21 protein-coding genes, 1 tRNA gene and 1 other annotated feature are annotated in these 23,997 nt (G+C 44.1%); of the genes, 11 read left to right on the top strand and 11 right to left on the bottom strand.

What is annotated here, in order from left to right:
• Positions 1 to 559 precede the first annotated feature (559 nt).
• Positions 560 to 775: a hypothetical protein gene (locus tag ABWT76_RS21425; protein ID WP_190877427.1), complete on the bottom strand. Its 216-nt coding sequence runs from the start codon at positions 773 to 775 to the stop codon at positions 560 to 562.
• Between the two features lie 38 nt (positions 776 to 813).
• On the opposite strand from ABWT76_RS21425, the gene rplS reads away from it, so the two are divergent.
• The 8 genes from rplS (at position 814) to rplL (ending at position 5,223) form a co-directional block, all read left to right on the top strand.
• Positions 814 to 1,176 (top strand): 50S ribosomal protein L19, encoded by a 363-nt coding sequence (gene rplS, locus ABWT76_RS21420; protein WP_054465478.1) that lies wholly within the window; start codon positions 814 to 816, stop codon positions 1,174 to 1,176.
• Between the two features lie 108 nt (positions 1,177 to 1,284).
• Positions 1,285 to 1,357: transfer RNA gene (locus tag ABWT76_RS21415), tRNA-Trp, on the top strand.
• Between the two features lie 244 nt (positions 1,358 to 1,601).
• On the top strand, positions 1,602 to 1,826 hold the full coding sequence (secE, locus tag ABWT76_RS21410) for a preprotein translocase subunit SecE (protein WP_054465479.1): 225 nt from the start codon (positions 1,602 to 1,604) through the stop codon (positions 1,824 to 1,826).
• On the top strand, positions 1,826 to 2,464 hold the full coding sequence (gene nusG / locus ABWT76_RS21405) for a transcription termination/antitermination protein NusG (RefSeq protein ID WP_054465480.1): 639 nt from the start codon (positions 1,826 to 1,828) through the stop codon (positions 2,462 to 2,464). The genes secE and nusG overlap by 1 nt, the downstream gene beginning before the upstream one ends.
• 17 nt (positions 2,465 to 2,481) lie before the next feature.
• A complete protein-coding gene (gene rplK, locus ABWT76_RS21400) occupies positions 2,482 to 2,907 on the top strand; it encodes a 50S ribosomal protein L11 (protein ID WP_054465481.1) in 426 nt (141 codons plus the stop codon).
• Between the two features lie 82 nt (positions 2,908 to 2,989).
• A complete protein-coding gene (rplA, locus tag ABWT76_RS21395) occupies positions 2,990 to 3,709 on the top strand; it encodes a 50S ribosomal protein L1 (RefSeq protein ID WP_054465482.1) in 720 nt (239 codons plus the stop codon).
• A gap of 70 nt (positions 3,710 to 3,779) precedes the next feature.
• Positions 3,780 to 3,942: a sequence feature (ribosomal protein L10 leader region), on the top strand.
• A 58-nt stretch (positions 3,943 to 4,000) separates the two neighbouring features.
• Entirely contained in the window at positions 4,001 to 4,546 is a 546-nt protein-coding gene (gene rplJ, locus ABWT76_RS21390; protein WP_054465483.1) for a 50S ribosomal protein L10, read from the top strand.
• Positions 4,547 to 4,830: 284 nt separating this feature from the next.
• Positions 4,831 to 5,223 (top strand): 50S ribosomal protein L7/L12, encoded by a 393-nt coding sequence (rplL, locus tag ABWT76_RS21385; RefSeq protein ID WP_054465484.1) that lies wholly within the window; start codon positions 4,831 to 4,833, stop codon positions 5,221 to 5,223.
• A 92-nt stretch (positions 5,224 to 5,315) separates the two neighbouring features.
• On the opposite strand, the gene ABWT76_RS21380 is transcribed toward rplL, so the two are convergent.
• From ABWT76_RS21380 to pdxA, 3 genes are all read right to left on the bottom strand, one after another.
• Positions 5,316 to 6,632: a D-alanyl-D-alanine carboxypeptidase gene (locus tag ABWT76_RS21380; RefSeq protein ID WP_354634922.1), complete on the bottom strand. Its 1,317-nt coding sequence runs from the start codon at positions 6,630 to 6,632 to the stop codon at positions 5,316 to 5,318.
• A 222-nt stretch (positions 6,633 to 6,854) separates the two neighbouring features.
• Positions 6,855 to 6,986, bottom strand: coding sequence for a hypothetical protein (locus ABWT76_RS21375; protein WP_255353163.1), 132 nt, complete (start codon positions 6,984 to 6,986; stop codon positions 6,855 to 6,857).
• A gap of 839 nt (positions 6,987 to 7,825) precedes the next feature.
• Positions 7,826 to 8,893: a 4-hydroxythreonine-4-phosphate dehydrogenase PdxA gene (gene pdxA / locus ABWT76_RS21370; RefSeq protein WP_354634921.1), complete on the bottom strand. Its 1,068-nt coding sequence runs from the start codon at positions 8,891 to 8,893 to the stop codon at positions 7,826 to 7,828.
• A 116-nt stretch (positions 8,894 to 9,009) separates the two neighbouring features.
• Between pdxA and ABWT76_RS21365 the strand changes: the two genes are divergently transcribed.
• Positions 9,010 to 9,267, top strand: a complete 258-nt coding sequence (locus ABWT76_RS21365) for a hypothetical protein (RefSeq protein ID WP_156331607.1) — start codon at positions 9,010 to 9,012, stop codon at positions 9,265 to 9,267.
• Positions 9,268 to 9,402: 135 nt separating this feature from the next.
• Positions 9,403 to 9,957, top strand: coding sequence for a plasmid pRiA4b ORF-3 family protein (locus ABWT76_RS21360; RefSeq protein ID WP_054465487.1), 555 nt, complete (start codon positions 9,403 to 9,405; stop codon positions 9,955 to 9,957).
• Positions 9,958 to 10,117: 160 nt separating this feature from the next.
• Here the strand turns inward: ABWT76_RS21360 and ABWT76_RS21355 are convergent, their stop codons facing one another.
• From ABWT76_RS21355 to ABWT76_RS21335, 5 genes are all read right to left on the bottom strand, one after another.
• A complete protein-coding gene (locus tag ABWT76_RS21355) occupies positions 10,118 to 10,519 on the bottom strand; it encodes a Fur family transcriptional regulator (RefSeq protein WP_054465504.1) in 402 nt (133 codons plus the stop codon).
• A 469-nt stretch (positions 10,520 to 10,988) separates the two neighbouring features.
• Entirely contained in the window at positions 10,989 to 12,962 is a 1,974-nt protein-coding gene (ftsH, locus tag ABWT76_RS21350) for an ATP-dependent zinc metalloprotease FtsH (protein WP_054465488.1), read from the bottom strand.
• 209 nt (positions 12,963 to 13,171) lie between these two features.
• On the bottom strand, positions 13,172 to 13,684 hold the full coding sequence (locus ABWT76_RS21345) for a helix-turn-helix domain-containing protein (protein WP_072160701.1): 513 nt from the start codon (positions 13,682 to 13,684) through the stop codon (positions 13,172 to 13,174).
• A gap of 187 nt (positions 13,685 to 13,871) precedes the next feature.
• On the bottom strand, positions 13,872 to 15,107 hold the full coding sequence (gene rnc / locus ABWT76_RS21340; RefSeq protein ID WP_354634920.1) for a ribonuclease III: 1,236 nt from the start codon (positions 15,105 to 15,107) through the stop codon (positions 13,872 to 13,874).
• Between the two features lie 89 nt (positions 15,108 to 15,196).
• The gene (locus tag ABWT76_RS21335) at positions 15,197 to 16,825 is read right to left on the bottom strand and encodes an NYN domain-containing protein (protein WP_190877433.1); all 1,629 of its coding nucleotides are present in this window, start codon (positions 16,823 to 16,825) and stop codon (positions 15,197 to 15,199) included.
• A 358-nt stretch (positions 16,826 to 17,183) separates the two neighbouring features.
• Here ABWT76_RS21335 and recJ point away from each other — a divergent pair, with 358 nt between their 5' ends.
• Positions 17,184 to 19,673, top strand: coding sequence for a single-stranded-DNA-specific exonuclease RecJ (recJ, locus tag ABWT76_RS21330; RefSeq protein ID WP_354634919.1), 2,490 nt, complete (start codon positions 17,184 to 17,186; stop codon positions 19,671 to 19,673).
• Positions 19,674 to 19,695: 22 nt separating this feature from the next.
• Here recJ and ABWT76_RS21325 read toward each other — a convergent pair whose 3' ends face one another.
• Entirely contained in the window at positions 19,696 to 20,085 is a 390-nt protein-coding gene (locus tag ABWT76_RS21325; protein WP_054465491.1) for a 6-carboxytetrahydropterin synthase, read from the bottom strand.
• A gap of 281 nt (positions 20,086 to 20,366) precedes the next feature.
• Positions 20,367 to 23,705, bottom strand: coding sequence for an efflux RND transporter permease subunit (locus ABWT76_RS21320; RefSeq protein ID WP_054465492.1), 3,339 nt, complete (start codon positions 23,703 to 23,705; stop codon positions 20,367 to 20,369).
• Between the last annotated feature and the right edge of the window lie 292 nt (positions 23,706 to 23,997).

The raw sequence follows: 23,997 nt of genomic DNA, 5'->3' as shown, positions 1-23,997 counted from the left end.
TCCTTGTAGTCAAAGGTCAACAAGCACCCATTTCGTTTCCGATTTGTTTCCGAGTCGCGGTTTTTTGCGTCTGCCGCTTGCTCTGAAGTGATTTTGAACTTATGAAGCCAGAGTCTTTCCAGGGTTTGCGATAACCCGCAATCCCCAGCAAAAACATAGTATGGGACTCAAAAGCTAATCAGGGCTTTGAGCATCAATGAGAAAATTTTTAGGTCTGGATCAACTCTCGTCTCTTTGCATTGCTGTTGAGTTCAGAGTCATCTCACCAGTGGAACTATTGCACTAATAACTGACCAACCTTTCCTAGTAGGTTGATCAGTCACATACTAGGCGCCTCACACCGATTCGTCCAGGAGAGCGCCGGGTCGAAATGTCTTTTCCGCTTGAGTTGAAGATCCAGATACCATAAGGATCTCCAAGGGTAGCCAATTAACGTTGCAATTTTCAACTGTGTTTCTGCCACCTTGTATGAACAACAAATTGATGTCCAATATACTCTATCTGATTCCTAAACGCAATGGTAATTTTTGCATAATTTTTTAAATTTTACATCATATAGTCAAGGATTGACGACATTTTGGCTCGATTTGGCGGGAAATTCCCTGGAAATTCCCTGTAAATCAGGGACGATCGCCCTTAAACTCTTGACTGGATCCGCTCCGACAAAATTGGTACTAGAGATGGTGCTAGAGATGGTGCTAGAGATGGTGCTAGAGATGGTGCTAAAGAAATTATCGAAAACTTTTGGCAAATTACTAGACTTTCTGTCACTCACCGATATATAATGGAAGACTGTGAGTTTTACTTAGGATTATGCACGCTCAAGAAATTATCCGTTCCATTGAAGCGGAGCAACTTAAATCGGATCTGCCGACCATTTATGTCGGTGACACCGTAAGGGTTGGCGTCAGAATCCGTGAAGGCGGTAAGGAAAGAATCCAACCCTATGAAGGGACAGTGATTGGCATTCGCAATGGTGGCATTAATGAAACCATTACCGTCAGACGGATTTTCCAAGGTGTTGGTGTAGAGAGGGTATTCCTGCTCCATTCACCTCGCATTGAAAGTATTAAGGTGGTGAGTCGCGGTAAAGCCCGACGCGCCAAACTTTACTATCTGCGCGATCGCGTTGGTAAGGCAACTCGTCTGAAACAGCGCTTTGATCGCCCTGTATAACCTTAACTGAAATAAAACGATCAAATTTATTGATTAGATCGTTGACAATCGGGCAAGTCTATACTAAACTGGAAACATTGAGCTACGGTTGAATTGAATTCAGCGTGTGCGCTCTTAGTTCAGTTGGTAGAACGCAGGTCTCCAAAACCTGATGTCGGGGGTTCAAGTCCTCCAGGGCGCGCTGAACCATCGCTCTATAAAGTCTGCCCGAAAGTGTGTTAAGTGCTAGGTCATCTAGTCAACAACAACCAATACTTTCGGGCAGATTGGCGATCGCGTTGGTTCAAAAGCGCAAAAAACACTTAAGGATCATCAAGTCAAAAGTCTTGGGTAATTTGTCCGTCAGTCTGCCGTGAATCACGGCAAGCCGGAATCAACAAAAAACCAAAAGTCTTGGGACTCTTAACTGGAAGAGGGAAAAAATTGTGGCCAAGAAAACCGAAGCAGAAATTCAAGATACCCAAAAAAGCGGCTTTGACCCAGCAGGCTTTTTTGATCAAACTAAAGAGGAACTCGCTAAAGTAGTGTGGCCTTCCCGTCAACAGGTCATTAGTGAGTCTGTTGCCGTCCTATTAATGGTGATTCTCTCAGCAAGCTTAATATATCTAGTTGATAATTTTTTCGATTGGGCAGCTAAACAGGTGTTCTGATGACTTTTGCATCGGACGAATCAGGATATTCACCAGAACAGGAAAGTCTGGATCAAGAATCAGTGACCCCAGTCAATCAGGGTCGCTGGTATGCCGTTCAGGTCGCTTCCGGCTGTGAAAAGCGGGTAAAAGCCACCTTAGAACAGCGGATTCAAACCCTGGATATAGGTGACAGAATTTTTCAGATAGAGATTCCGCAGGTAGCTGCTGTCAAAATTCGTAAAGATGGCAAGCGGATGCCCACAGAGGAAAAAATATTTCCTGGGTATGTGCTTGTGAAGATGGCGATGGACGATGAAAGCTGGCAGGTTGTCAAAAATACCCCCCATGTGATTAACTTTGTCGGAGCCGAACAGAAGCGCAGCTATGGTCGAGGACGTGGCCATGTTAAACCCATGCCCCTTTCTCCGTCTGAAGTGCAACGCATCTTTAAACAACGGCAAGACTCCGAGCCAGTTGTTAAAACTTCCCTGGCTCCCGGAGAAAAAATTGAGGTGATTTCAGGCCCCTTCAAAGACTTTGACGGCGAAGTTATTGAAGTCAGCCCTGAGCGTAGTAAACTCAAGGCCCTACTCTCTATTTTCGGACGGGATACGCCAGTGGAACTGGAGTTTAATCAAGTTCGCAAATTGAGCTAAAGTAGCAAATACAATCAATGGCAAAAAAAGTTGTTGCGGTAATTAAGTTGGCTATTACGGCGGGAAAGGCCAACCCAGCACCTCCAATCGGCCCGGCTTTGGGTCAGCATGGCGTTAATATTATGATGTTCTGCAAAGAATACAACGCCAGAACTGCGGATCAAGCAGGTCTAGTGGTGCCAGTGGAAATCAGTGTCTATGAAGACCGCAGTTTCACATTTGTTCTGAAAACCCCGCCAGCATCGGTTCTCATTCGCAAGGCGATCGGGATTGACAGAGGTTCGGGCGAACCAAACCGGACAAAAGTTGGCTCAATTACCAGAGCGCAACTCCAGGAAATTGCCCAAACCAAAATGCCCGACTTAAACGCGAATGATATTGAAGCAGCCACCCGAATTGTGGAAGGTACTGCGAGAAATATGGGTGTAACCGTTGTTGATTAAACAACTCAGAGTTAACAACCCAAATTCCCTTGAAAATTTAGGGGGAGAGTCCCTGACTCGCTAGTGACCCCAGGAGAGATAAATGCCAAAAAAAGTATCTAAAAGACTACAAGCCCTCAAGAAAAAAGTTGAGGAGCAACCTTACGAGCCTTTAGAAGCTCTCAAACTGTTAAAAGAAACGGCAACAGCCAAGTTTCCTGAATCTGCCGAAGCGCATATTCGTTTAGGAATTGATCCGAAATATACCGACCAACAATTGCGGACTACTGTAGTCCTGCCAAAAGGAACTGGTCAAACGGTGCGTGTAGCCGTGATTGCTCGTGGGGAAAAAGTCCAAGAAGCCACGAATGCGGGTGCTGATGTTGTCGGTTCAGAAGAACTGATTGATGAAATTCAGCAAGGCCGGATGGACTTTGATAAGCTAATTGCCACCCCGGATGTGATGCCCCAAGTGGCTAAGTTAGGGCGATTACTCGGTCCGCGTGGTTTGATGCCATCCCCCAAAGGTGGAAGCGTTACTTTTGATTTGGCGGCGGCGATTAATGAGTTTAAAGCTGGTAAACTAGAGTTCCGCGCCGATCGCACGGGGATTGTCCACGTTCTATTTGGCAAGGCATCCTTCTCAGCGGAGGATTTATTAGTCAATCTGAAGGCATTGCAAGATTGTATTGATCGTAACCGTCCTTCAGGGGCTAAAGGTCGCTACTGGCGCAGTTTGTATGTATCCGCCACAATGGGTCCATCTATTGAAGTGGATATTGCCCTCTTGCGTGACCTAAAAGCAGAAGCGACTGTTGCCTAATATTGTTGGCATATTGTTGGCATATTTTTGGCATATTTTCGGAGTGTTCAATTACAGCAAAAATTTGATTCCAATTAAATAAAAGCAGCCGAAAAAAGCAGGAGCCAAAAGCTTAATTGCCTGCCGAGGTTTATGCGAGAATTTCTAGGTAACGCGATCCGGAGTTGATTGTCCAGATCGCACCAGAATTATGTGTAACCCTGGCAGCATCGCTGGGGTTTTTGATTTTGGAGGCGATAAAATTTTGGGATCTGAAAGTCTGAAAAACAGCCGACGAGGAGGTGAAAACATTTGCCCAGAACAAAGGAAGATAAACAGGCCATTGTGGCCGATCTAAAACAGCTTTTGAGTGAGTCCCAGATGGCAGTTGTCATCGAATACAAAGGACTTTCCGTTGCTGAGATTACCAATTTGCGCCGCAGCTTGCGACCCAGTGGCGCAGTTTGCAAAATCACCAAAAATACCCTAATGAAACGGGCTGTTGATGGTGATCAAAAGTGGGAATCGATCGAACCATTACTCAAAGATGCTTCGGCATTCCTGCTGCTCAAAGATGATTTGAGTGGGGCTATTAAGGCTTATAAAGAGTTCCAAAAAACTACCAAAAAAACCGAACTTCGGGGTGGGGTTTTAGAAGGAAAACTCTTGACTGAAGCCGATGTGACGGCGATCGGTGACTTGCCCTCTAAAGAGCAACTCTACGCCCAAATCGCTGGCGCTCTCAATGCAGTTACCGCCAAGGTTGCTATTGGCATCAAAGAAGTTCCGGCTTCGATCGCCCGTGGTCTGCAAGCTTATGCGGACAAAGACAACAAACAAGAAAGCGATGCAGCTTAATTGTTGTTTGTTGATGGTTGTTAAGTGTTAGTTGTTAGTTGTTGGTTGTTGATTGTTGTTAGTTGTTAGTTGTTGGTTGTTAGTTGGGTAGGGATTCTTTGTTGGTTGGTTGTTTGCTTGTTTGCTCATTAGTCATTAGACAAACGGCAAAGAACAAACGGCAAATAACAAACAACAAATAACAAATAACAAACAACAAATAACAAATAACAAACAACAAATAACAAACAACAAAAAACTAATAACCATTACCCGAAAAAATTACTATCTAAGGAGTTAATCTAATGTCTGCTGCAACTGATGAAATTTTGGAAAAGCTAAAAGGTTTGACCCTGCTGGAAGCCGCTGAACTGGTTAAGCAAATTGAAGAAACTTTTGGTGTTAGCGCTGCTGCCCCTGTTGGTGGCATGATGATGATGGCCCCCGGTGCTGGTGCTGCCGCTGCTGAACCAGAAGAAGAAAAAACCGAGTTTGATGTGATCCTGGAAGAAGTTCCCGCTGATAAGAAGATTGCTGTTCTGAAAGTGGTGCGGGCTTTGACCGGCTTGGGTCTGAAAGAAGCTAAAGATTTAGTTGAATCTGCACCAAAAGCAGTTAAAGAAGCTGTGGCTAAAGAAGCCGCTGAAGATGCTAAGAAGCAACTGGAAGAATCTGGTGCTAAGGTCAGCATTAAGTAAGCTTGAGTTGAATTATTAAAGCTTGAACAAAAGCTTTAACCAAAGCTTGAAAAAAGGAGCCTAAAAAAGGCTCCTTTTTCTTTTTTTTGCGTTTAAGTCCCGGATGGTTTGATAATTTCTGATTTTGAGTTTTTGCCGTTTTTCCAAGCGGTAGGACTGACTTCTGGTGGGGGTGATGCGACGGATCCCCATTGAGTTAAAAGTCCTTGAAGTAAGTTGTCTTGTTGATTGCGAAAACCATCAAGTTCGCCGCCGATGTTCATAATTGCCATGCAGATATTGCCCTGATTTTGGGTGGGGATGACTCCCGCTAAGGTACTGACACGATCTAGGCTGCCAGTTTTAATAATAGAAAATTTGGGAATGTTGCGGCTTTCTAATACTCCTAAGTCTTGGCCGACAATGGCAACCACATCGGCGATCGTCATGTTATAAGGTTGAAGATAACGCTCTAAGGCGAGAAACATTCCACAAGCAGCGCGAGGGGAAATGCGATTTTCTTCTCCTAAGCCAGAACCGTTGATGAGTTGAATTTCTTGAGGGGAAACTTCGGCGGCTTGGGCGGCTTTTTGGGCGACGATTTGTGGGCCACCGACGGCGTTTGCCAGCATATCCGCCATCATGTTGTTGCTGTACATATTCATTAGTTTGACCAGTTCGCCCAGGGGTTTGGAATAGTGGCGGACTAGGGGCTGAAGGTTTGCCGGAGGTGCGGGGATGACTTGGACCGCCCCTTGAATTTCTATTTGGGGTCTTGGGGTGTCTGGAGGTAAGGTGAGATATTGAGTTTCCGCTTCTTCTGGCCAAATGTTGCTATTCAGTCCGAGTTTGAGGAGGTTGCCGGAGGCTTCGGGGTCTAATTCATAGTTCATGTAAAATTTGCCGGTGATGATTAGGTTGCCGGTGATTTTTTTGATGCCGATTTGGTTGAGGACGTTGCCAAGGGCGATCGCTTCTTCCCAGACAAAAAATGGGTCTTCACCGCCTTGAATGACTAAATCTCCATTGAGTTGGCCATTTTCTATAGGGCCAGTGGCAGAAATTACGGTGCTAAATTGATGTTCGGGGCCAAAGGTTTGTAATACGGCGATCGTGGTGGCGATTTTGGTGACGGAAGCGGCAGAGAGGGGGACGGTTCCTTGATGATTGGCTAATAAAGTTGTACCCGACTGCATCCAAACCCCTTGATCCGTTGCGGCAAATCCTTGGGCGGCTAAATTGTTGATATATTGCTGGATTTTGGCGTTGGTGGTTGGATCTGGGTTGTCTGGGGATACGAGTAAGGGTTTAGGCGGTGCTTTCGGGGGTTCTGGTTGCGGAGTTTGGGGAGCAGAGGAGTTGGGGAGCGGGGGAGAAGAACTATTTTGAGGAGGTTCTGCTTGGGGGGTACATCCAGTGATTAATGCCAAAAATGTCAGGGAGATTAGAGCTAGTTTTGGTCGATTGTTGAAAATTACCATGTGGTTTGAAGGATGATTTATCAGCAGTAGGCGATCGCGCCTTTGCCAGTGAACAATTTTCTGGAAATTTTAGCCTAATATCAGGATTTCGGTGAGTCTCTGGTTCTATGAGTTAACCGAGGGGAAGCAAGGTCAATCATTCCCCATTGATTTTCTCACCCATTGATTTTCTCACCCATTGATTTTCTCACCCATTGGCACATCAGACCGGGTATAAGTCCAAATTCCTCCTGGTTCTAAAGTCAACAGCATATTATCGGGAGTAAAAAATTCCCAGAAAGAAACATCACAATCATCTGCCAAGTTTGGGAATAGTTTGAACTCACAACCATTGCTAAAACCAATAGTTAACACTAAGTCGGGATAGTGGGTTTCAAACTTAGTAATAGTTGTACCTTCAAGGATTTTTACTTTTGACTTAAATAATTCAACATTTTCGGCGGAACTGGTTAGGATATTTCCGGGGGCAGCAATTAATTGCCGGTCTGTACCCCTAGTAGCAAATTCCCATTCTCTTTCTTCTTGACCTGCGATCGCTTTCGACTGGCAAGCAATTCGATCACCAATTTATAAACGGAGTTTATCCCCATAGCTAATAATAGTTTGAGCACAGGTTTTTCCTAAAAATTTATTAAAAATATTTATCATAAAATATCAATACTGATTTATTGTAGCAATAATTTTTTATACTGGGTATAATACAGCGGTTTCGCCCCTACTGAACCACCGTAGGGCGAAGCATTCCGTAGGGGCGAATGGCCATTCGCCCCTACATTAATATTTTCAGCATCGAGCTTCTGCCGGAATGCTTCGCCCCTACAGATATTTCTGGTTTATGCAATATAAAATTGCTGTAATCATGGTTTTGGTGGGACGACGGCGCGGCTTCCCAGTTCTGGGTTTTTGCCGTCAAATTATTGCCGCGCCTAACGCACCCTACGAATAATATTAATACTTTCTTTGTGTTTTCTTTGTGTCCTCTGTGTCTCTGTGGTGAAATATTAACCTCTTACCCACAGAGACACAGAGAAACACAGAGACCATCATCAACCTTGTTTGTGTTTTCTTTGTGTCCTCTGTGTCTCTGTGGTGAAATATTAACCTCTTAACCACAGAGACACAGAGAAACACAGAGACCATCATCAACCCTTTTTCTGTGCTGCAGAGTTATGTGGTACAATATCCATCGCTAACTCTAAAGCAGCTTTCATACTTGCCCCATTTGCTAACCCTTTTCCGGCAATATCAAAGCCAGTGCCATGATCGGGAGAGGTGCGAAGAAATGGTAAACCAATTGTTGTATTCACTGCTCGATCAAAGGCCATTAATTTAACCGGAATTAACCCTTGATCGTGATACAATGCTAAGTAACCATCATGGCCATAATTGCCTGTACCAAACCAAGTTTGTGCCGGTTTCACCCAGAGGGTATCGGGAGGAATTGGGCCATCGAGTTGGACATGAGGATAGCGATCGCGCATTTCCTCCAACCAGGGAATTAACCAGTCTTTTTCTTCCGTACCCAATTGTCCGTTTTCGCCACTGTGAGGATTTAAACCAGAAATGGCAATCTTGGGTGTTTGAATGCCAAAGTTTTGCTCTAAGCATTCCACAAATAAGTCTAATTTTCGACTTAATAAATCTGGGTTGAGGGTGTCCGGAACTTGACGCAGGGGAATATGGGTGGTCGCTAACAATGTCCGCATTGTCCAGCCACTATGGGGGGACTTAGCCACAAATAACATCCCGAACCGATTGACTCCAGCGCGTTCGGCTAAGAGTTCCGTTTGTCCGGGATAATGATGACCGGCAGCTTTCCAGCAATGTTTGGCGATCGGGCCTGTGACTATCGCGTCAAATTCTCCTGCTAGAGTATGGGCGATCGCGGTTTCCAGATAAGCAAAACTAGCCGCCCCACTTGCCGCATTACCCATACCGGGGGTTATTTTATCTACATCGATATCAATATCGATCATCTGTAGCTGTTCTGGATCAATCGCCTTCTGCATCGTAATAGTAGAAGCCCTTAGCTGCTGATAAGTCTGCTGCAAAATCTGCCGACTTCCCACCACGGTAATTTCGTCTAATTTTGTCAACTTGCTTAACGCTTTGAGAATCACCTCTGGGCCAATTCCCGCTGGATCCCCCAGGGTCAAAGCCAGTCGAGGGGCTGGCAGCTTCATCTCGGCAGTCTCTATATTTGGCGTCATGGCTAAACTTCCTTTTTTTTAATGCCAAAAGTCTTAATAACTTAATAAATTGATAGCTTTGGACAACACAGTGTAGGGTGTGGGGCTTTTGGGGTGTAGGGTGTGGGGGGGGGAAAGTGAAAAGTGGTAGGGGCGAATGGCCATATAGCCTGACGGCATGGGCTTCGCAAGGACGCCCGTACAAAAGAAATATCACTATTTACTATTTACTATTTACTATTTACTATTTATTATTCACTATTCACTACACCCTACACCCTACACCCTACACCCTACACCCTAGACCCTACACCCTAGACCCTACACCCTACACCCTACACCCTACACCCTACACGACGGCGGCTTCCCCTCACACCCCGTTCCCTCATAACTGAAGGCTAAATGCTTGCTAATATTTTTCCATAACTATGATACGATTTATAAATGACAGTTATTTCTCGTCAATTGGTTAATTTTCCAAAAGTAACCAAGATTTTATGGTTGTATTTTAACGGTAAAAACTCAAAAAAATGAAAACTGACAGTGAGTTTATTTATCAAATACAAGTAACCCTAAAGGATAGTGACCCACCGATTTGGAGAAGAATCCAAGTTCCCAGTCATATCACCCTGTATAGATTGCAGCGTGTGATGCAAATTGTCATGGGTTGGGAAAATTCTCATCTCCATGAATTTATTATCAATGGCACTTCCTATGGTGAATCTCACCCAGAATATGGCTTGGAGATGAAAACCGAAAGACGGGCGAAGTTAGACGATCTGGTTCCCACAGAAAACACGGAGTTTATTTACAAATATAATCTCGATGAAGAATGGGAACATCTTATGTTGGTGGAAAAAATTCTTGCCCCAACTCCAAAAGTGCATTACCCTCTCTGTTTAGAAGGAGAACGGGCTTGTCCTCCAGAAGATTGTGGGGGTATTCTTGGTTATAAGGATTTGTTAGAAATTCTGCAAAACCCAGAAGATCCCGAATACGAAAGCACTGTGGAATGGCTAGGAGATTTTGATCCCAACGCTTTCGATCTCGAAGCAATCAATCACGAGTTGAAACATATTCGTTAGACATTCTTGGTTCTTTGTTGTTGGTTCTTTGTTGTTGGTTCTTTGTATGCATATCCTTTAATGAGTGATTAAAAACTAATAACAAAGAACTAATAACTAACAACTAATAACAAAGAACTAACAACTAACAACTAACAATTAATAAACAAATATCAATTAATTATTGTTGATGGGGGTTGGAACCTAGCTGACAGCGATCGCACATCCCAAAAAATTCCAGGGTATGATAAAAAACTTTAAAATGATGTAATTTTTCCAGTTCCGTTTCTAAATCGTGAACCGGACATTCATCAATGGCGATCGAATCCCCACAATGTAAGCAAGTTAAATGATGACGATCTTCTTTAATGCAACTATAAACAGACTCACCGTTACTCAAAGTCCTCACTTGTACAACCCCTTCAAGTTTCAACGCTTCTAAAGATCGATATATAGTTGCCAAGCCAACGGCTTGGTCTCGTTGGCGCATTTCCACATAGATATCTTGAGCCGAAACCGCTTGCTGAAGACTTTTCAGGAGAGTGAGAATTCGATCCTGAGAACGGGTGCGTTTAACTTTCATTCCAATAATAAAATCAATTAATAAAATCAATCGGTAATCTCGGTGCTTTCGATAGTAACCTAATGATGGATATCGGGGATGAAACGCTTTTTAATCAAAAGAGGTTTCATCTAGAGAGTTTTAGGGAGTTTTTCTTGCCCAATGCTGGCTGATTTTTAACCGCACTATAACAGAAATCTTCCGCAGAAAAAACATATAGCGCTTCGTGCAGAGGAGCGGAGGAGCAGGGGTGTGGGGCCGCCATCGGCCGCCATCGGCCGCCATCGGCCGCCATCGGCCGCCATCGGCCGCCATCGGTGTGGGGGGAAGAGAGAATAGAGAATAGAGAAAAGAGAATAGAGAATAGAGAATTTTCCTATGCATCCTATGCATCCTATGCATCCTATGCATCCTATGCATCCTCTCTTCCCCTACACCCTACACCCTACACGACTGCGGCTTCCCCCTCCGCCCCTCATCCAGGCAAGAACTACGAGGAAAGAACTGCTGAGGTTAATTGCTGCTTCGGCAAGTTTGTGTATTGAGAAACAATTGCTCGGAATTGTTCTCCTTCAATGGTTTCTTGCTCTAAGAGAATTTCCACCAGTTTTTCCATAACGTGGCGATGCTCGTTCAGAATTCGCTGCGCTTCTTGATAGCAGTGGGAGACTATTTCATGGACTTGGCGATCGATTTGAATGGCTACCGCTTCGGAATATTCCGATCGCGCCATCAAGTCTCGACCCAGAAACACCTCACCCTGTTCTATTTCTAGGGCTAACGGACCGAGGTCAGACATTCCATAACGAGTTACCATTTCTCGCGCAATTTTGGCTACCATTTGAATATCGCCACTGGCGCCGTTGGTCACTTCCGCATCCCCAAATACCAAATCTTCCGCTGCGCGACCACCCAAGGCCATAGTAATTCGATCCATCAGCCACGCACGGGTGACTAAGCCACTATCAATCATCTCCTCATTGGGGACTGGTTGAGCAAAACCACCAATTCCTCCGGAACGAGGAATAATGGTGACTTTATTTAAGGAGTCAGAATTTTTTAATACGGTCATTAATAGGGCATGGCCGACTTCGTGATAAGCGATAATCCGCTTTTTCTTGCTATCCAGGAGAGGCGTTAATTTTAAACCAATGGTTACTCGGTCAATAGCATCGTCAATTTCCTCTGGTGTAATAGCGTCTTTGCGCCGACGGGCAGTGAGAATGGCCGCTTCGTTGAGTAAGTTGGCCAAGTCAGCCCCCGCTAATCCCGGAGTCCGACGGGCGATCGCCTCTAAAGATACATCGCTAGAGAGTTTTTTATTCCGAGCATGAACCTGCAAAATCCCCAGGCGACCGTTGTAACCGGGCAAATCCACAACCACTTGTCGGTCAAACCGTCCCGGTCGCAACAAAGCCAGATCCAGCACATCCGGGCGGTTGGTGGCAGCAATCACAATCACGCCGCTGTTGCCCTCAAAACCGTCCATTTCTGTGAGCAACTGGTTGAGAGTTTGCTCTCGTTCATCATTCCCCCCGCCAATTCCCGCACCACGCTGCCGACCGACCGCATCGATTTCATCAATAAAGACAATACAAGGGGCATTTTCTTTGGCTTTGTGGAATAAGTCTCTGACCCGTGAAGCCCCGACCCCAACGAACATCTCCACAAACTCAGAACCAGAAATACTGAAAAACGGCACCCCCGCTTCTCCCGCGATCGCCTTGCCCAGTAGGGTTTTTCCCGTTCCTGGGGAACCGACTAACAACACCCCTCTGGGGATTTTCGCCCCCACCGCTGTAAACCGATCCGGTTGTTTGAGGAATGTCACTACTTCCTGGAGTTCTTCTTTGGCCTCTTCAATTCCCGCCACATCATCAAAAGTCACCCCGGTTTTCGCTTCCATGTGAAAGCGAGCTCTGGATTTACCAAAACTCATCGCTTGGTTGCCTACTTGTGATGACCGTTTCAGGATCATCACCAAGCCGCCCACTAATAACGTAATCAGCAATAAGTTAGCGACAATACCCAGGGCTTCAGCGCGATCGGCTGAGGGCTGAATATCTAACTTAACCCGTTCCCCATCTCTATTGGCAACCCGGATTTTTTGAAATAGCTCTGGATATCGCTCAAACAGAGTGACTTGATGTTCCGCAGAATCCTTTAAAGTGACAGTGGCATTGCCCTTAGCCGGATCCAGCACGACCTTTTGGACTTCTCCAGCGTCAATTTTTTCTAAAAGTTCGCCATAGGTTAGGCTTTCTTTCGCACTTTTTTGCGCCAGGGCTGGGGTTGCCAAAATCGCTCCTTGAGCAATGATTAAACTGGCCACCAATGAACTCAACCGTTTTAACGGTAAGTTTGCCCAGGGCCGATCGGTTTTCTGCCCAGAAGAGGTGCGATCGCCTAAAACTGCCGAAGTTGCCTTCAGCTTATCGATCCATATTTTCCAAAAACCATTCATATATCCGATGCCTTTTAGCTGTAATTTGCCGTCCAGTAGAAAAATATCTATCTACTAGGTTCCACCGAATCTGCGGTGAAAAAGAAAATCGCTTTGACATCTAGTTTAACGTGACTTTTTTTATAATGAAATATTTATTTGCTATCTGTTGTTTGCTATTTTTTTATTGCTATTTGGTTTATTTCACACGAGTCACCAATCACCAATCACTAAAGCTCAAAAGGGGCTTTAACCGGCTGACTGACTGGCTGATTGACCGGCTGATAGGTAGCAAAAGTCTTTCTGATTACTGGCACATGAGCCGCTGCTTCAATCCACAGGCGAGCACCACAGGGGCCAGTTTCATGGGGGGTGTACACCAGGCGGCATGGGCCATTAATTTCTAGTTCGTGGCAGTTGTACTGATTTTTGCCTTCTTTGACCACAATCGGCGGCTCGTTCTCGTTTTCTTTGGCGTTTTTGCCAATAATTTGCCGGTTGACCAAGATGCAGGTTTCAACTTGGCGGCGGCGCTTGTACCAGGTGCCTTTCGGGCCTTTGCCGCGTTCTTCGATGACCGGCATTCCGTTAAATAAGGGGATAACCCAGTTGCGGCCTTGCTTTTCGGCTCCTCTTACCCGCCCTTGCTGGAGTAGGATGCGGAGTCTCACGGTGGAAATACCTAGGTATTGGGCGGCTTCGGTGGTGCCGATATGGGTTGGATTGCTGGTTGGGCTGCTCATTTTTTTGCCTCTTTTCTACATCGTAATAGTACGATAGCAGGATTTTTAGGGGATGTCAATAAAAAAAACCCGGTTTCTGGGTTGTCTGCGAGGGCGAAGAAACCGGGTTTCTTTTTGGGGGATCTGCGGTCATGCTTCGCCCCTACAGGAAAATTTATGTCGGGATGTTATCCTGGGGAGTTTCCTGTCATAACAGCCCTAATTTTTTTAGTGCATTTCCAGCCGCTTGTTTTTCCGCCTCTTTTTTGGTAGAACCTGTCCCTTGGGCGTAAACTTTACCATTGATGGAAACCTGCACTGTAAATGTTTTGTCGTGCGGGAGGCCTTCTTCTTTAATGACGCGATATTGAGGTAAGATTGCGCCTTGGTTTTTCTGTACCCATTGTTGCAATTGATTTTTCGGATCGATCGCAATTTGCGGTGTATCGGTTTGATAGTCATCGATTTGAGGCGAAACAGCAATAATTTCCTCTATGACCGAATCAAACAGCGATCGCACAAAATCTCGGACGGCATTCATTTGTGAATCCAGAAAATAAGCGCCAATTATCGCTTCAAAGGTATTACTCAATACGGATAAATTATCTTTTGCCCCATCAGCGATCGCGCCTTTTCCTAACCGCATCCATTTACCGAGTTCTAATTGCTCGGCAAATTTTGCCAACTGCTTATCTTCTACCAAAGCAGACCGCAACCGAGTCAAATCACCTTCATCTTTTTCTTCCTTATACTTCTCATAAAGATATTCGCCACTAAGAAAATTCAGTACCGCATCACCGAGAAACTCCAACAACTCATTATCAGTCTTCGCTTCTTTAGGATTTTCATAAAGATAGGAACGATGAGTTAAAGCATCTTGCAGCAAAGACACATCCTGAAACGGGAGTTTTCCGAGTAATTCAGCTAATTTAACTCGAATTCGCTCTAAATTAGCTGTAGTTTGGGGATTTTTCTGGCGATTTTCCTCTTGCCCAATAATCTGAAACAGTTCTTTCTTGTGCTTTTCTAATTCTTGAATAATCTTTTCTTCTGCATTGACTGCTTTAAGTAGTCGCACTATACTGTCAATAGCGCGATAAGTATCCTCTGCGGAAAAGGCATAGTTATTTTTGTGCGAATAATTATGGCGAAATTGAAGTAATTCTTCTACAATTCCCTTTTCCCCATTATCCAGATTTTCATTATCTTTGAATACCTTTTTCCATTCGTTCGACATAGCCTTCAATAGCTCACCAGTATCCTCACGAAGTTTATCTTTAACCTTAGTTTTTTTCATCGTTGTATGGTTTTGCAAGTGTTTGTTTGCCTGATCCTCCCATTTATCACCATATTTTTGTTCCATTTGCTGTTCAAAATAAGGATATAATCCCTCATTTAGCAACTCTAAACCTTTACTAATTCGATCTCTATTACTCATCATCATTTGTTTGATTACTCCATAGTGATTGGTCATCATCATTTGTTTCGATTGTAGGTTGGGTTTCGTTCATCAACCCAACCTACGCATAACTACTATTCACAAAAGTCGGCAAAATTAAAAACCGCTTGTGGATCGATCGCCTTAATAGATGTAATCTTTTTTCTGGTTCTAGTAGTGTAAATTTTTCCATCTTTCTCTACAAAGTCAAGAAACTTAATAAATTTAGAAAATTTCTGGCAAGAATTGGGTTTAAAAATAGACTTAACTCCTTGATAGTTGGGAAACCGCTTGTTTTCTCGCATCAGTCGATCCAAGGATCCTGGATCGGCTTCTTTACCTTGTTTAGATGCGGTTTTAATTGCTGAAATCAGGCACTTAACCGCATCATGGTAACTAATGTTGTGAGAGGCTTTCTTTTTCTTATTTTTAGACTTTTTAGACTTTTTATAACTTGAAGTAGTCTCAGTTTTTTCGCCATCTTTTTCTTCGACTAAAACCACTGTTGCCATTTTGCTAGTTTTTTTGCGGCGAACTTTCCCATCTTGTGCAACCGCATCAATAAACTCACCAAATTTGGTAAAGCTGCTACCATCAGGTTTGCGGATAGAACTCACCCCGTGATAATTGGGAAAACGATGGTTGTACCGCATTAATGTAGAAATATAGCTTAAATTGGTAATGTGATCTTCAAGTAAGCAAGTATTAATCGCTTCCAGCAGACAATTCACCGCTTCATCATAAGGAATATAATCAGCCGAATAATCAGCCGATGTTCCTGGAGTATTCCCCTGAGTATTCTCTTGAGTATTAATAGAATCAGCCGGTGTCTGATGCTCAGAATTATCAGCCACTTCTGAGGATATTTCTGAGGGGGCTGGGTCGATTAAAAAAACTTCCTGAATATTGCCATTTTTTTGAACTCTGACTTTACCATCACTTACCGCAGCCTCCATAAAATTAGTAAATTTGCTAAATTTGCTGCCATCAGGTTTGCGGATAGAAGCTACACCTTTATAGATGGGGTAGTAATCGGGATTATTACGCATCAAAATGTTCAGGACACTGAAAGTAGTAGGTTGACCTTGGAACGATGCGCTCTTAATGGCTTTAATTAGAGAGTCAATGGCTTGATCGTAAGTAATATACTCAGCGGATAAATCCGGCTCCTGTAACGAATATACTTGCGGGTTAATCTCTGGTAATTTATTCAATAAATTATCTATTTTTGGTGCCACAAGTTCCGAGATAACCTCATTTTCTGGGGCATCCTGAATCACCACTAACTCAGGCAGTTGATCGATAAAGTGGAATTCATCCGCTAAGTCAATCAGTTGTTTTTTGACATTGCCTTTTCTGGCAAAAATGATCGTTTTGATGCCGATTTTTTTCAGGTGATTCACAAAGGGACAAAAGTCACCATCTCCTGAGACTAAAATTACCAGGTCTGGCCAGCCATTTGCGTCGAAATCAGTCAAACAGTCAAAGACTAATTGATAATCCGCACAGTCTTTAATCGGTGAAGTAACCGAAATACCCTGAAATCCTAGATTTGCTAAACTCTCTAAGACTGCATTTTTGCCGTTCGGCCAAAAGTCGTAAATTTTGGCCTGCTTGACAATGCCCTGGATTTTGGCAAATACTAGCAATAGATTAGCGAGTTCTAAATTTACTTTGACGTTTTGGTTGTCAACATAAAGACTGACGGTGAGTTTTTGTGACATTTGACTGATTTAGGATGAAATGACAATATACGAACCACTGGAGCATCTCAGTGATTAAATGATATAGCAGTTTTCAATTTTGTGAGGTGTAGTACATCTGTGGATTCCCGCCTTCGCGGGAATGACAGAGAAAAATAAGTGCCTTTTATAGATGAGAAACGCTATATTAGGTTTTTTTGGGAATTGGCCACCAATAATCCTGAAAATAAACCACAAGTTAATTCGTCACAATTCCAGAAATTCAGAAACCGGGGTTTTTCTCAGGGAACGAGATAGGCGAAAATCCAGGAAAAACCCAGTTTGTAAAGTTTTGTAACCTGATAAAATTGAATAAACTGCTAAAAAAACCTGGTTTCTGATGAGCGATCTGCCCCCCCAAAAAAATTTTGAGATTGAATGGATTCTCCAACCCCAAATTGAACCTCCAACTTGGTTTCTGGAACAAGTGCAAGCATATATCCAAGCATATACCTCCGGATCTTCGGGGCGTTATGCGGCCCAACTGCTTTGGCAACGGGGCATTCAAGATGGGGCAACTCTGGCCAAATTTATCGATCCCCAAAACTTTAAGCCTTCTAGTCCTTCTGAATTTGGCTGGGAAATGCAGTGGGCAGTGGAAAGAATTCTCCATGCTGCCAGTAGTGGGGAAAAAGTGGCAATTTGGGGAGATTTTGATGCTGATGGCATTACTTCCACCTGCGTGTTGTGGGATGGACTGGGAGAATTTTTCCCCCAGAATACTAAATTAACTTACTATATTCCCAATCGTTTCACCGACTCCCACGGGTTAAATGTTGCCGGAATCGATCGCCTAGCTAAAGAAGGGATTAGTTTAATTGTTACTTGCGATACGGGCAGCACTAACTTAGCAGAAATTAACCATGCTAATGAGTTAGGAATTGATGTAATTATTACGGATCATCATACTTTGCTGGACGATCGCCCCCCAGTAGTGGCAATTATTAACCCCCGTTATTTGCCCCCAGACCATTCTATGTTTTATCTGTCGGGGGTAGCGGTGGCGTATAAACTCATTGAAGCCCTTTATTTAGCGGCGCCAAATATTCCCCAAGCACCTTTAGAACAGTTGTTAGATTTAGTGGCAATTGGTTTAATTGCGGATTTGGTGGAATTAAAAGGAGATTGCCGCTATTTAGCCCAAATTGGTCTGAAACATTTAGAAAAAGAATTTAAACAACATCCGTCACAATGGCGGCGTCCCGGACTAGGTAGATTATTAGAATTGTGCAAGAAAACAGGCGATCGCCCCACAGATATTTCCTTTGGTATTGGGCCGCGAATTAATGCGGTGAGTCGCATTCATGGGGATGCTGCTTTTTGTGTGGAATTACTCACCAGCCGCGAACGCAACCTTTGTCAAAAACTCGCCAGCGAAGCGGAATTAGCCAATGCCCGTCGTCAAGAACTGCAAAAAAATGTCCTCGCCCAAGCCAAAACTAAACTAGAAAAAATTGACCTTTCTACTACTAAAGTCATCGTCCTCGAAGACCCCCAATGGTCTGTGGGTGTCCTGGGTTTAGTAGCAGGTCAAATTGCCCAAGAATACGGCTGTCCCACAATTTTATTAACCACCGATCAAACCCAGGAAAGTCTGGAAAATAGTAGGGACGCAATGCGATCGTCAGGAAGTGGAGAAACTACCCCAGTTTTAGCCCGTGGTTCTGCCCGTTCTGTACATCAAATTGACTTGTATCAATTAGTCAAAAACCAAGCCCATTTATTAGACCGATTTGGCGGTCATCCCTTGGCCGCTGGGTTGAGTTTGCCGGTAGAAAATATTCCCCTATTTACCGAAGCAATTAACCGGGAATTGCGGCAACAAATTGGCGAAATTAACCGCTTAGGAATACCAATAATTCAGGCGGACATTATTTGTAAAGTGGCGGATTTGGGTCTAGATTTATTCCGAGAATTGAAAATCCTCGAACCTTGCGGCATGGGCAACCCATCGCCACAAATATTGATTAAAAATTGTTGGTTTGAAAGAGTATGGAATGAAAAAGTTAAAGATAATACTGGTCGAAAATTGGGCTATATTAAAACCTATTTTAATATCAAGGATGATTCCAGTGATTCGGGTTTTCCAGGGATTTGGTGGGGACATTATAAAGAAGATATTCCTCAGAAGGCAGAGAATCCATCTCAGGCGCTTTGTGATGCGATCGCGACTTTGGATTATAATAATTACAAAAAACAGTATGAATTACGGTTAATTGCCGTTAGAGAGGTGAATGAAACTAGGCAAATAACTGTGGTAAATTCGGGAAGTAAAGTTTTACAAATTTTGGATTACCGTAATAATGGTCTAGGGGGAGAATTGCCAGTAGATGAGTCTCTCGATTCGGCCATTTTTATCCGCCAATGTCCCACCAGTTGGGAAGATTTAGAACAAGGGTTAAAGTTAGCGCTTGACTCCCAATTTATTAACCACAAATTGCCGGTTGTGGTCTTAGCTTATGATGCCGATAATATTCCCCAACCCCAAGAAATATGTCAAAAATTGATCACAATTGCTGACCATCTCAGCCACACCGGGGCAAGCATTTCTCGTCAGGAACTTTGCCAGGAATTAACTATCAGCGATCGCGCCTTAGACATTGGCTTAAATACCTTAACATTCCTCGGTTTTCAGATTAGTTTTAACCAAGAAGCATCTGAACTAGAAACCGGGATAACTTTTCGGCGGATTGCCGATAAAAAAGCCACAATAACCGCGAATTATTTTCCTATAGATTATTTTATTGCGGCTTTGCAAGAAGAACAATTTTATCGGCAATATTTTTGTCAGGTGCCGGTTTCCACTATTGAGGCGATCGCGCAGATTTAATCAACAAATATCTAAAATGAATTTAATCATCCTCATATTCTACCCAAGAATTCGGGGTTTCTGAAACCGCTACTTTTAGATCAACTCCTGGAGGAACTCTCCGCTTAGTTTCCTCATAAATATACTTAGCAATCATCTCCGCCGTAGTATCATAATCGGGGGGCATCACGTCATTCAAAAAGCAGTGATCTAGCCCTCCTTTGGTGACATCTTTTTTCGCCCAACGTAGGGTTTTAAAATCCGCCACCATCACTTCATGGGGACAATATTCTGAAGAGTGGAGTTTCTGGGATGACGCTTCAATGCGTACCTTATAAGTATGGCCGTGCATTCGCCCACAAGGGCCATCATAATCCCGAATAAAATGGGCGCTGTCGAATGTGTACTCCGTCACTAATTTCCATTTAGGCATGATTAATTTCCTCCCGCATTAATTAAGATAGCAAATCCCAATGGAAGAGAAAAGAGGATAGAGAAAAGAGATGCATAGGAGTGTGGGAGGCCGCCATCGAGGTGTGGGAAGAAAATTTCCTCTCTTCCCTCTCTTCTCTCTCTTCCCTCTCTTCCCTCTCTTCCCTCTCTTCCCTCTCTTCCCTCTCTTCTCTCTCTTCCCTCTCTTCCCTCTCTTCTCTATCCTCTATCCTCTATCCTCTCTTCTCTATCCTCTATCCTCTTTTCTCTTTTCTCTTTCCTCTATCCTCTCTCTTCTATCCTCATTTTATCTGAAGGCGTCAGGAGTAAGTATAAAGCCGGTGTCACCAATAAGCCAATACAAGTAGATGAGGTTAAACCAAAGGCGATCGCCATACAAAGAGGAAACCACATAGGGTCACTAAAGGCCATTGGTAAAACCCCCACAATGGTGGTCAAGGTGGTGCTGAGAATGGGACGGAGGCGATCGCTTGCACCTCTGGCTGCCGCTTGCCGTAAATCCATCCCTTCTTTGAGATAAGTATTCATCGTATCCACCATCACAATGGAATTATTCACCACAATTCCTGTCAGAGAAATAATCCCAATCACGGCGGGAAAAGAAATGGGAATCCACAATAAGAAAAAACCGCTAAAAGTGCCAATTAACCCAAAGGGAATGGCCAACATAATAATAAACGGCTGAGTAAACGAACCAAACTGAATCACTAAGACTGCAAACACTAAAAATAACGCCACAACCGCCATTTTTTTGGCCGAACCAAACGTTTCCTCGGTAGTTGCCGCTTCGCCACCAAAGTTGTAGTTATAACCGATTGGCCATTGGCGTTTCATTTCGGTTAATTTTGGTTCTAAATCCGCCAAAATTTCCCCTACGGTGCGGTCTTTAGTTTTCGCTAATACCATCACCGTGCGTTGGGCATTTTTATGAGTAATCGATAACGGGGACATCCCCGGAACTTGTTCTAAGATTTGATCCGCCGCAATTGGGCCATTGGGAGTAATCAAACGAACCATCGCCAGTTCATCCGGGCGGGTTGGGCCACCGACGCTGCCGCCCCGCGAAGGCCATGCGGTACTCAGGCGAATTTCCAAATCTTCCTGACCGCCGCCAATGGGAAAATCCGCGATATCGTTGTCGGTCATCAGATAACGTCCTTGCATGGCCAAGTCATTAGCCCCAATGCCGTAAAAATCCATCGCTTCCCGTTTGGGCTGGAATTTGATATCAGGACGCAAAGAACCCAGGTCATCCCGCACGTCTACAGCCCCAAGAACGCCTCGCAACGCCATTTGTACCTCTCCAGAGATGCGCCGTAATTCGTCCATATCGGTGCCGGTAATTTCAATGGCGATCGGATCTCCTCCTTCTCCGGCTTTCTCGACATTCACCACTAGAGATGCACCGGGATATTTACGCATTGCGGCATTTAACTCAGTTCTTATTTGATCTAAATATTCAAAAGAATTTTTTTCCCGTTGTTCTTTGGGGACAAAGGCGACGGAGAAACCCAGCAAATAGCTCCCATCACTCGGTTTAAGACCAGTTTCTGCTACTAGGTTGCTGCGTTGACCTACTAATTTAACTACGCTTTCAAAAAGTAGGGGCGAAGCATTGGGGCAATTACTGGTTTGTTTCGTTGAAGAGTTGATTGCCGAATCATTCGCCCCGACAAAGCAACGGAGAATTTCTCCCAGGTCATCGGCTACTTTTTGGGAAGTTTCCAAGGTGGCAGTAGGCGGCATTTCCACGTTGACGCTTAAGGCTGTTTTGTCCGCGTCAGGGAACAGGGTTCCGGGTACGCTGCCCGCGAGAGTAGTGGTAAAAACAAACAGACCGATCGCGCCACAAACCCACAGGGAGGCGATGAATTTGTTGGGAATGGTAAATCGTTGAAGCCAGAGAGTAAATTTGGTGGTGACAATTTTCGTGAGGCGATCGATTAAGCTGGCTTTTTCCTTTTCCCTCTTCGATACCGCCGATCCCTGCGGCAGATTCCCGCGACAAGAGATTCCCGGTTTTTTGAAAAAACCGGGAATCTGCGCCGGGGATTTTTTGTCAAGTAAATATCGTGATAGGGGAATATCCACAAATAGGGCAATAATATAACTCATGGATAAACAAATGATGGCCGTAATGGGAAGTAAGCGAATAAATTTACCCATCAGGCCACCTATCGCCATTAACGGCACCATTGCCAAGATTGTTGTTAATTGCCCGGATAACGCGGGGATAGCAAAAGTTCTGACAGTTTTGAGGGCGGCTTGGTTAAAAGTTAACTTTTCAATAAATAACCCCTCGTGCATTCCTTCCATCATCAGGATGAACACATCAACGAGTAATCCCAAGGACAAAATCATGCCAACTTGCACCATTTTGTTCAGGGTATTGCCCAGTAACCAGACGATCGCCAGAGTTGCCAAAATCGTTAAAGGAATCGATAAACCGGCAATAATTGCTTCACGCCAAGTCAGGGCTACTAATAAGATTAAAAATACACATAAAACTCCTTGCCAGCCATTTTGAAATAACTGATTTAAGTCGTACAAAATAGTATCTTTGTCAGTGGCGATGACTTTGTATTCCATGCTGTATGGCCAGATGTTAGGGTTTTGTTTTATCTGGGCGATCGCCTCTAAACAATCATCCACTACTTTGATCGTGTCTGACCCTGGCACTTTGATCACATCAATATTAATAGCCGGTTGATATTCTGCCCCAGCAAAACTAATAAAAGCCCGATTTTTTTCTCTTTCTAAGTCCCGTCGGATTTCGGCAATTTCCCCTAAGCGCACCACCCGATCTTCTGACTCGCATTTATCACTGCCACAAATCCGAGTTATGGGTAAATTGCTTAAATCTTCTAAGGTACGAAAGCGACCATATAAACGAACTTGCGACCCAATATCATCACTTTCTACTTGATCCCAAGGCATATCAATATTGCCTCTTTGAATCGCTTGGGCGACGGTGGTAGGAGAAATCCCCAAAGCGGTGAGTTTGTTGGGCATCATCTGCACATGAATCACTTCATCCCGTTGACCCCCGACGTTGACTTCCCGGACATTGGGTACTTTTTCTAATAAATCTTCGATTTCCTCCGCAGCGCGACTGAGCACCGCTATATCGATGTCACCATATAAACCAATGGTGAGAATGGGCACATCTTGAACGGAGACTTGGGTGACTTTGGGTTCTTCCGCTTCCAAGGTTAAGTCCGGTTTGGCTTCGTCTACTTCTGCCCGAACTTGGGCGATCGATTCGGCGATCGGGGCATTCGCTTGGAATTCCACATTAATTAATGACATCCCATCAAAAGAAGCGCTGGTGATTTCTTTGAGCCCTTTGAGGGATTTAAGTTGGGTTTCGATTTTGTCGGTGACTTGGTTTTCAATGGTTTCTGGGTCAGCCCCAGGCCATAAAGTTTGAATAGTGGCGATCGCAATATTAATATCTGGGTCGCCTTCTTTAACCATTGAAGAAACCCCGATCAGTCCCCCAATCACAAATAAAAAGCATAACAATAGGCCAAATACCGTATTCAGAAAAAAGAATTTGGCCACAGGGGAAGGAGGAGGAGAGGGAGGAGTTTTAGTCATAGCAGTGTCCCATTGTAGGGGCAAAGCATTCGCGCCCAAATTTCTCGGTAAAATCGTCAATTTTTATCCGCGAATGCTTCGCCCATATTTTTTCAGATTGTCTATTGTAGGGGCAAAGCATTCGCGCCCAAATTTCTCGGTAAAATCGTCAATTTTTATCCGCGAATGCTTCGCCCATATTTTTTCAGATTGTCTATTGTAGGGGCAAAGCATTCGCGCCCAAATTTCTCGGTAAAATCGTCAATTTTTATCCGCGAATGCTTCGCCCAAATATTTGCCGATTGATTCCGAA

It is taken from the genome of Planktothricoides raciborskii GIHE-MW2 (assembly GCF_040564635.1).
GTDB lineage: Bacteria > Cyanobacteriota > Cyanobacteriia > Cyanobacteriales > Laspinemataceae > Planktothricoides > Planktothricoides raciborskii.
This window is presented reverse-complemented; position numbering and strand designations above follow the sequence as displayed.

Coding starts and splice junctions, on each gene's coding strand:
- rplS (WP_054465478.1), top strand. CDS start 814: ATGCACGCTCAAGAAATTATCCGTTCCATTGAAGCGGAGCAACTTAAA.
- nusG (WP_054465480.1), top strand. CDS start 1,826: ATGACTTTTGCATCGGACGAATCAGGATATTCACCAGAACAGGAAAGT.
- rplK (WP_054465481.1), top strand. CDS start 2,482: ATGGCAAAAAAAGTTGTTGCGGTAATTAAGTTGGCTATTACGGCGGGA.
- rplA (WP_054465482.1), top strand. CDS start 2,990: ATGCCAAAAAAAGTATCTAAAAGACTACAAGCCCTCAAGAAAAAAGTT.
- rplL (WP_054465484.1), top strand. CDS start 4,831: ATGTCTGCTGCAACTGATGAAATTTTGGAAAAGCTAAAAGGTTTGACC.
- pdxA (WP_354634921.1), bottom strand. CDS start 8,893: ATGACGCCAAATATAGAGACTGCCGAGATGAAGCTGCCAGCCCCTCGA.
- ABWT76_RS21360 (WP_054465487.1), top strand. CDS start 9,403: ATGAAAACTGACAGTGAGTTTATTTATCAAATACAAGTAACCCTAAAG.
- ABWT76_RS21355 (WP_054465504.1), bottom strand. CDS start 10,519: ATGAAAGTTAAACGCACCCGTTCTCAGGATCGAATTCTCACTCTCCTG.
- ftsH (WP_054465488.1), bottom strand. CDS start 12,962: ATGAATGGTTTTTGGAAAATATGGATCGATAAGCTGAAGGCAACTTCG.
- ABWT76_RS21345 (WP_072160701.1), bottom strand. CDS start 13,684: ATGAGCAGCCCAACCAGCAATCCAACCCATATCGGCACCACCGAAGCC.
- rnc (WP_354634920.1), bottom strand. CDS start 15,107: ATGATGATGAGTAATAGAGATCGAATTAGTAAAGGTTTAGAGTTGCTA.
- ABWT76_RS21335 (WP_190877433.1), bottom strand. CDS start 16,825: ATGTCACAAAAACTCACCGTCAGTCTTTATGTTGACAACCAAAACGTC.
- recJ (WP_354634919.1), top strand. CDS start 17,184: ATGAGCGATCTGCCCCCCCAAAAAAATTTTGAGATTGAATGGATTCTC.
- ABWT76_RS21325 (WP_054465491.1), bottom strand. CDS start 20,085: ATGCCTAAATGGAAATTAGTGACGGAGTACACATTCGACAGCGCCCAT.
- ABWT76_RS21320 (WP_054465492.1), bottom strand. CDS start 23,705: ATGACTAAAACTCCTCCCTCTCCTCCTCCTTCCCCTGTGGCCAAATTC.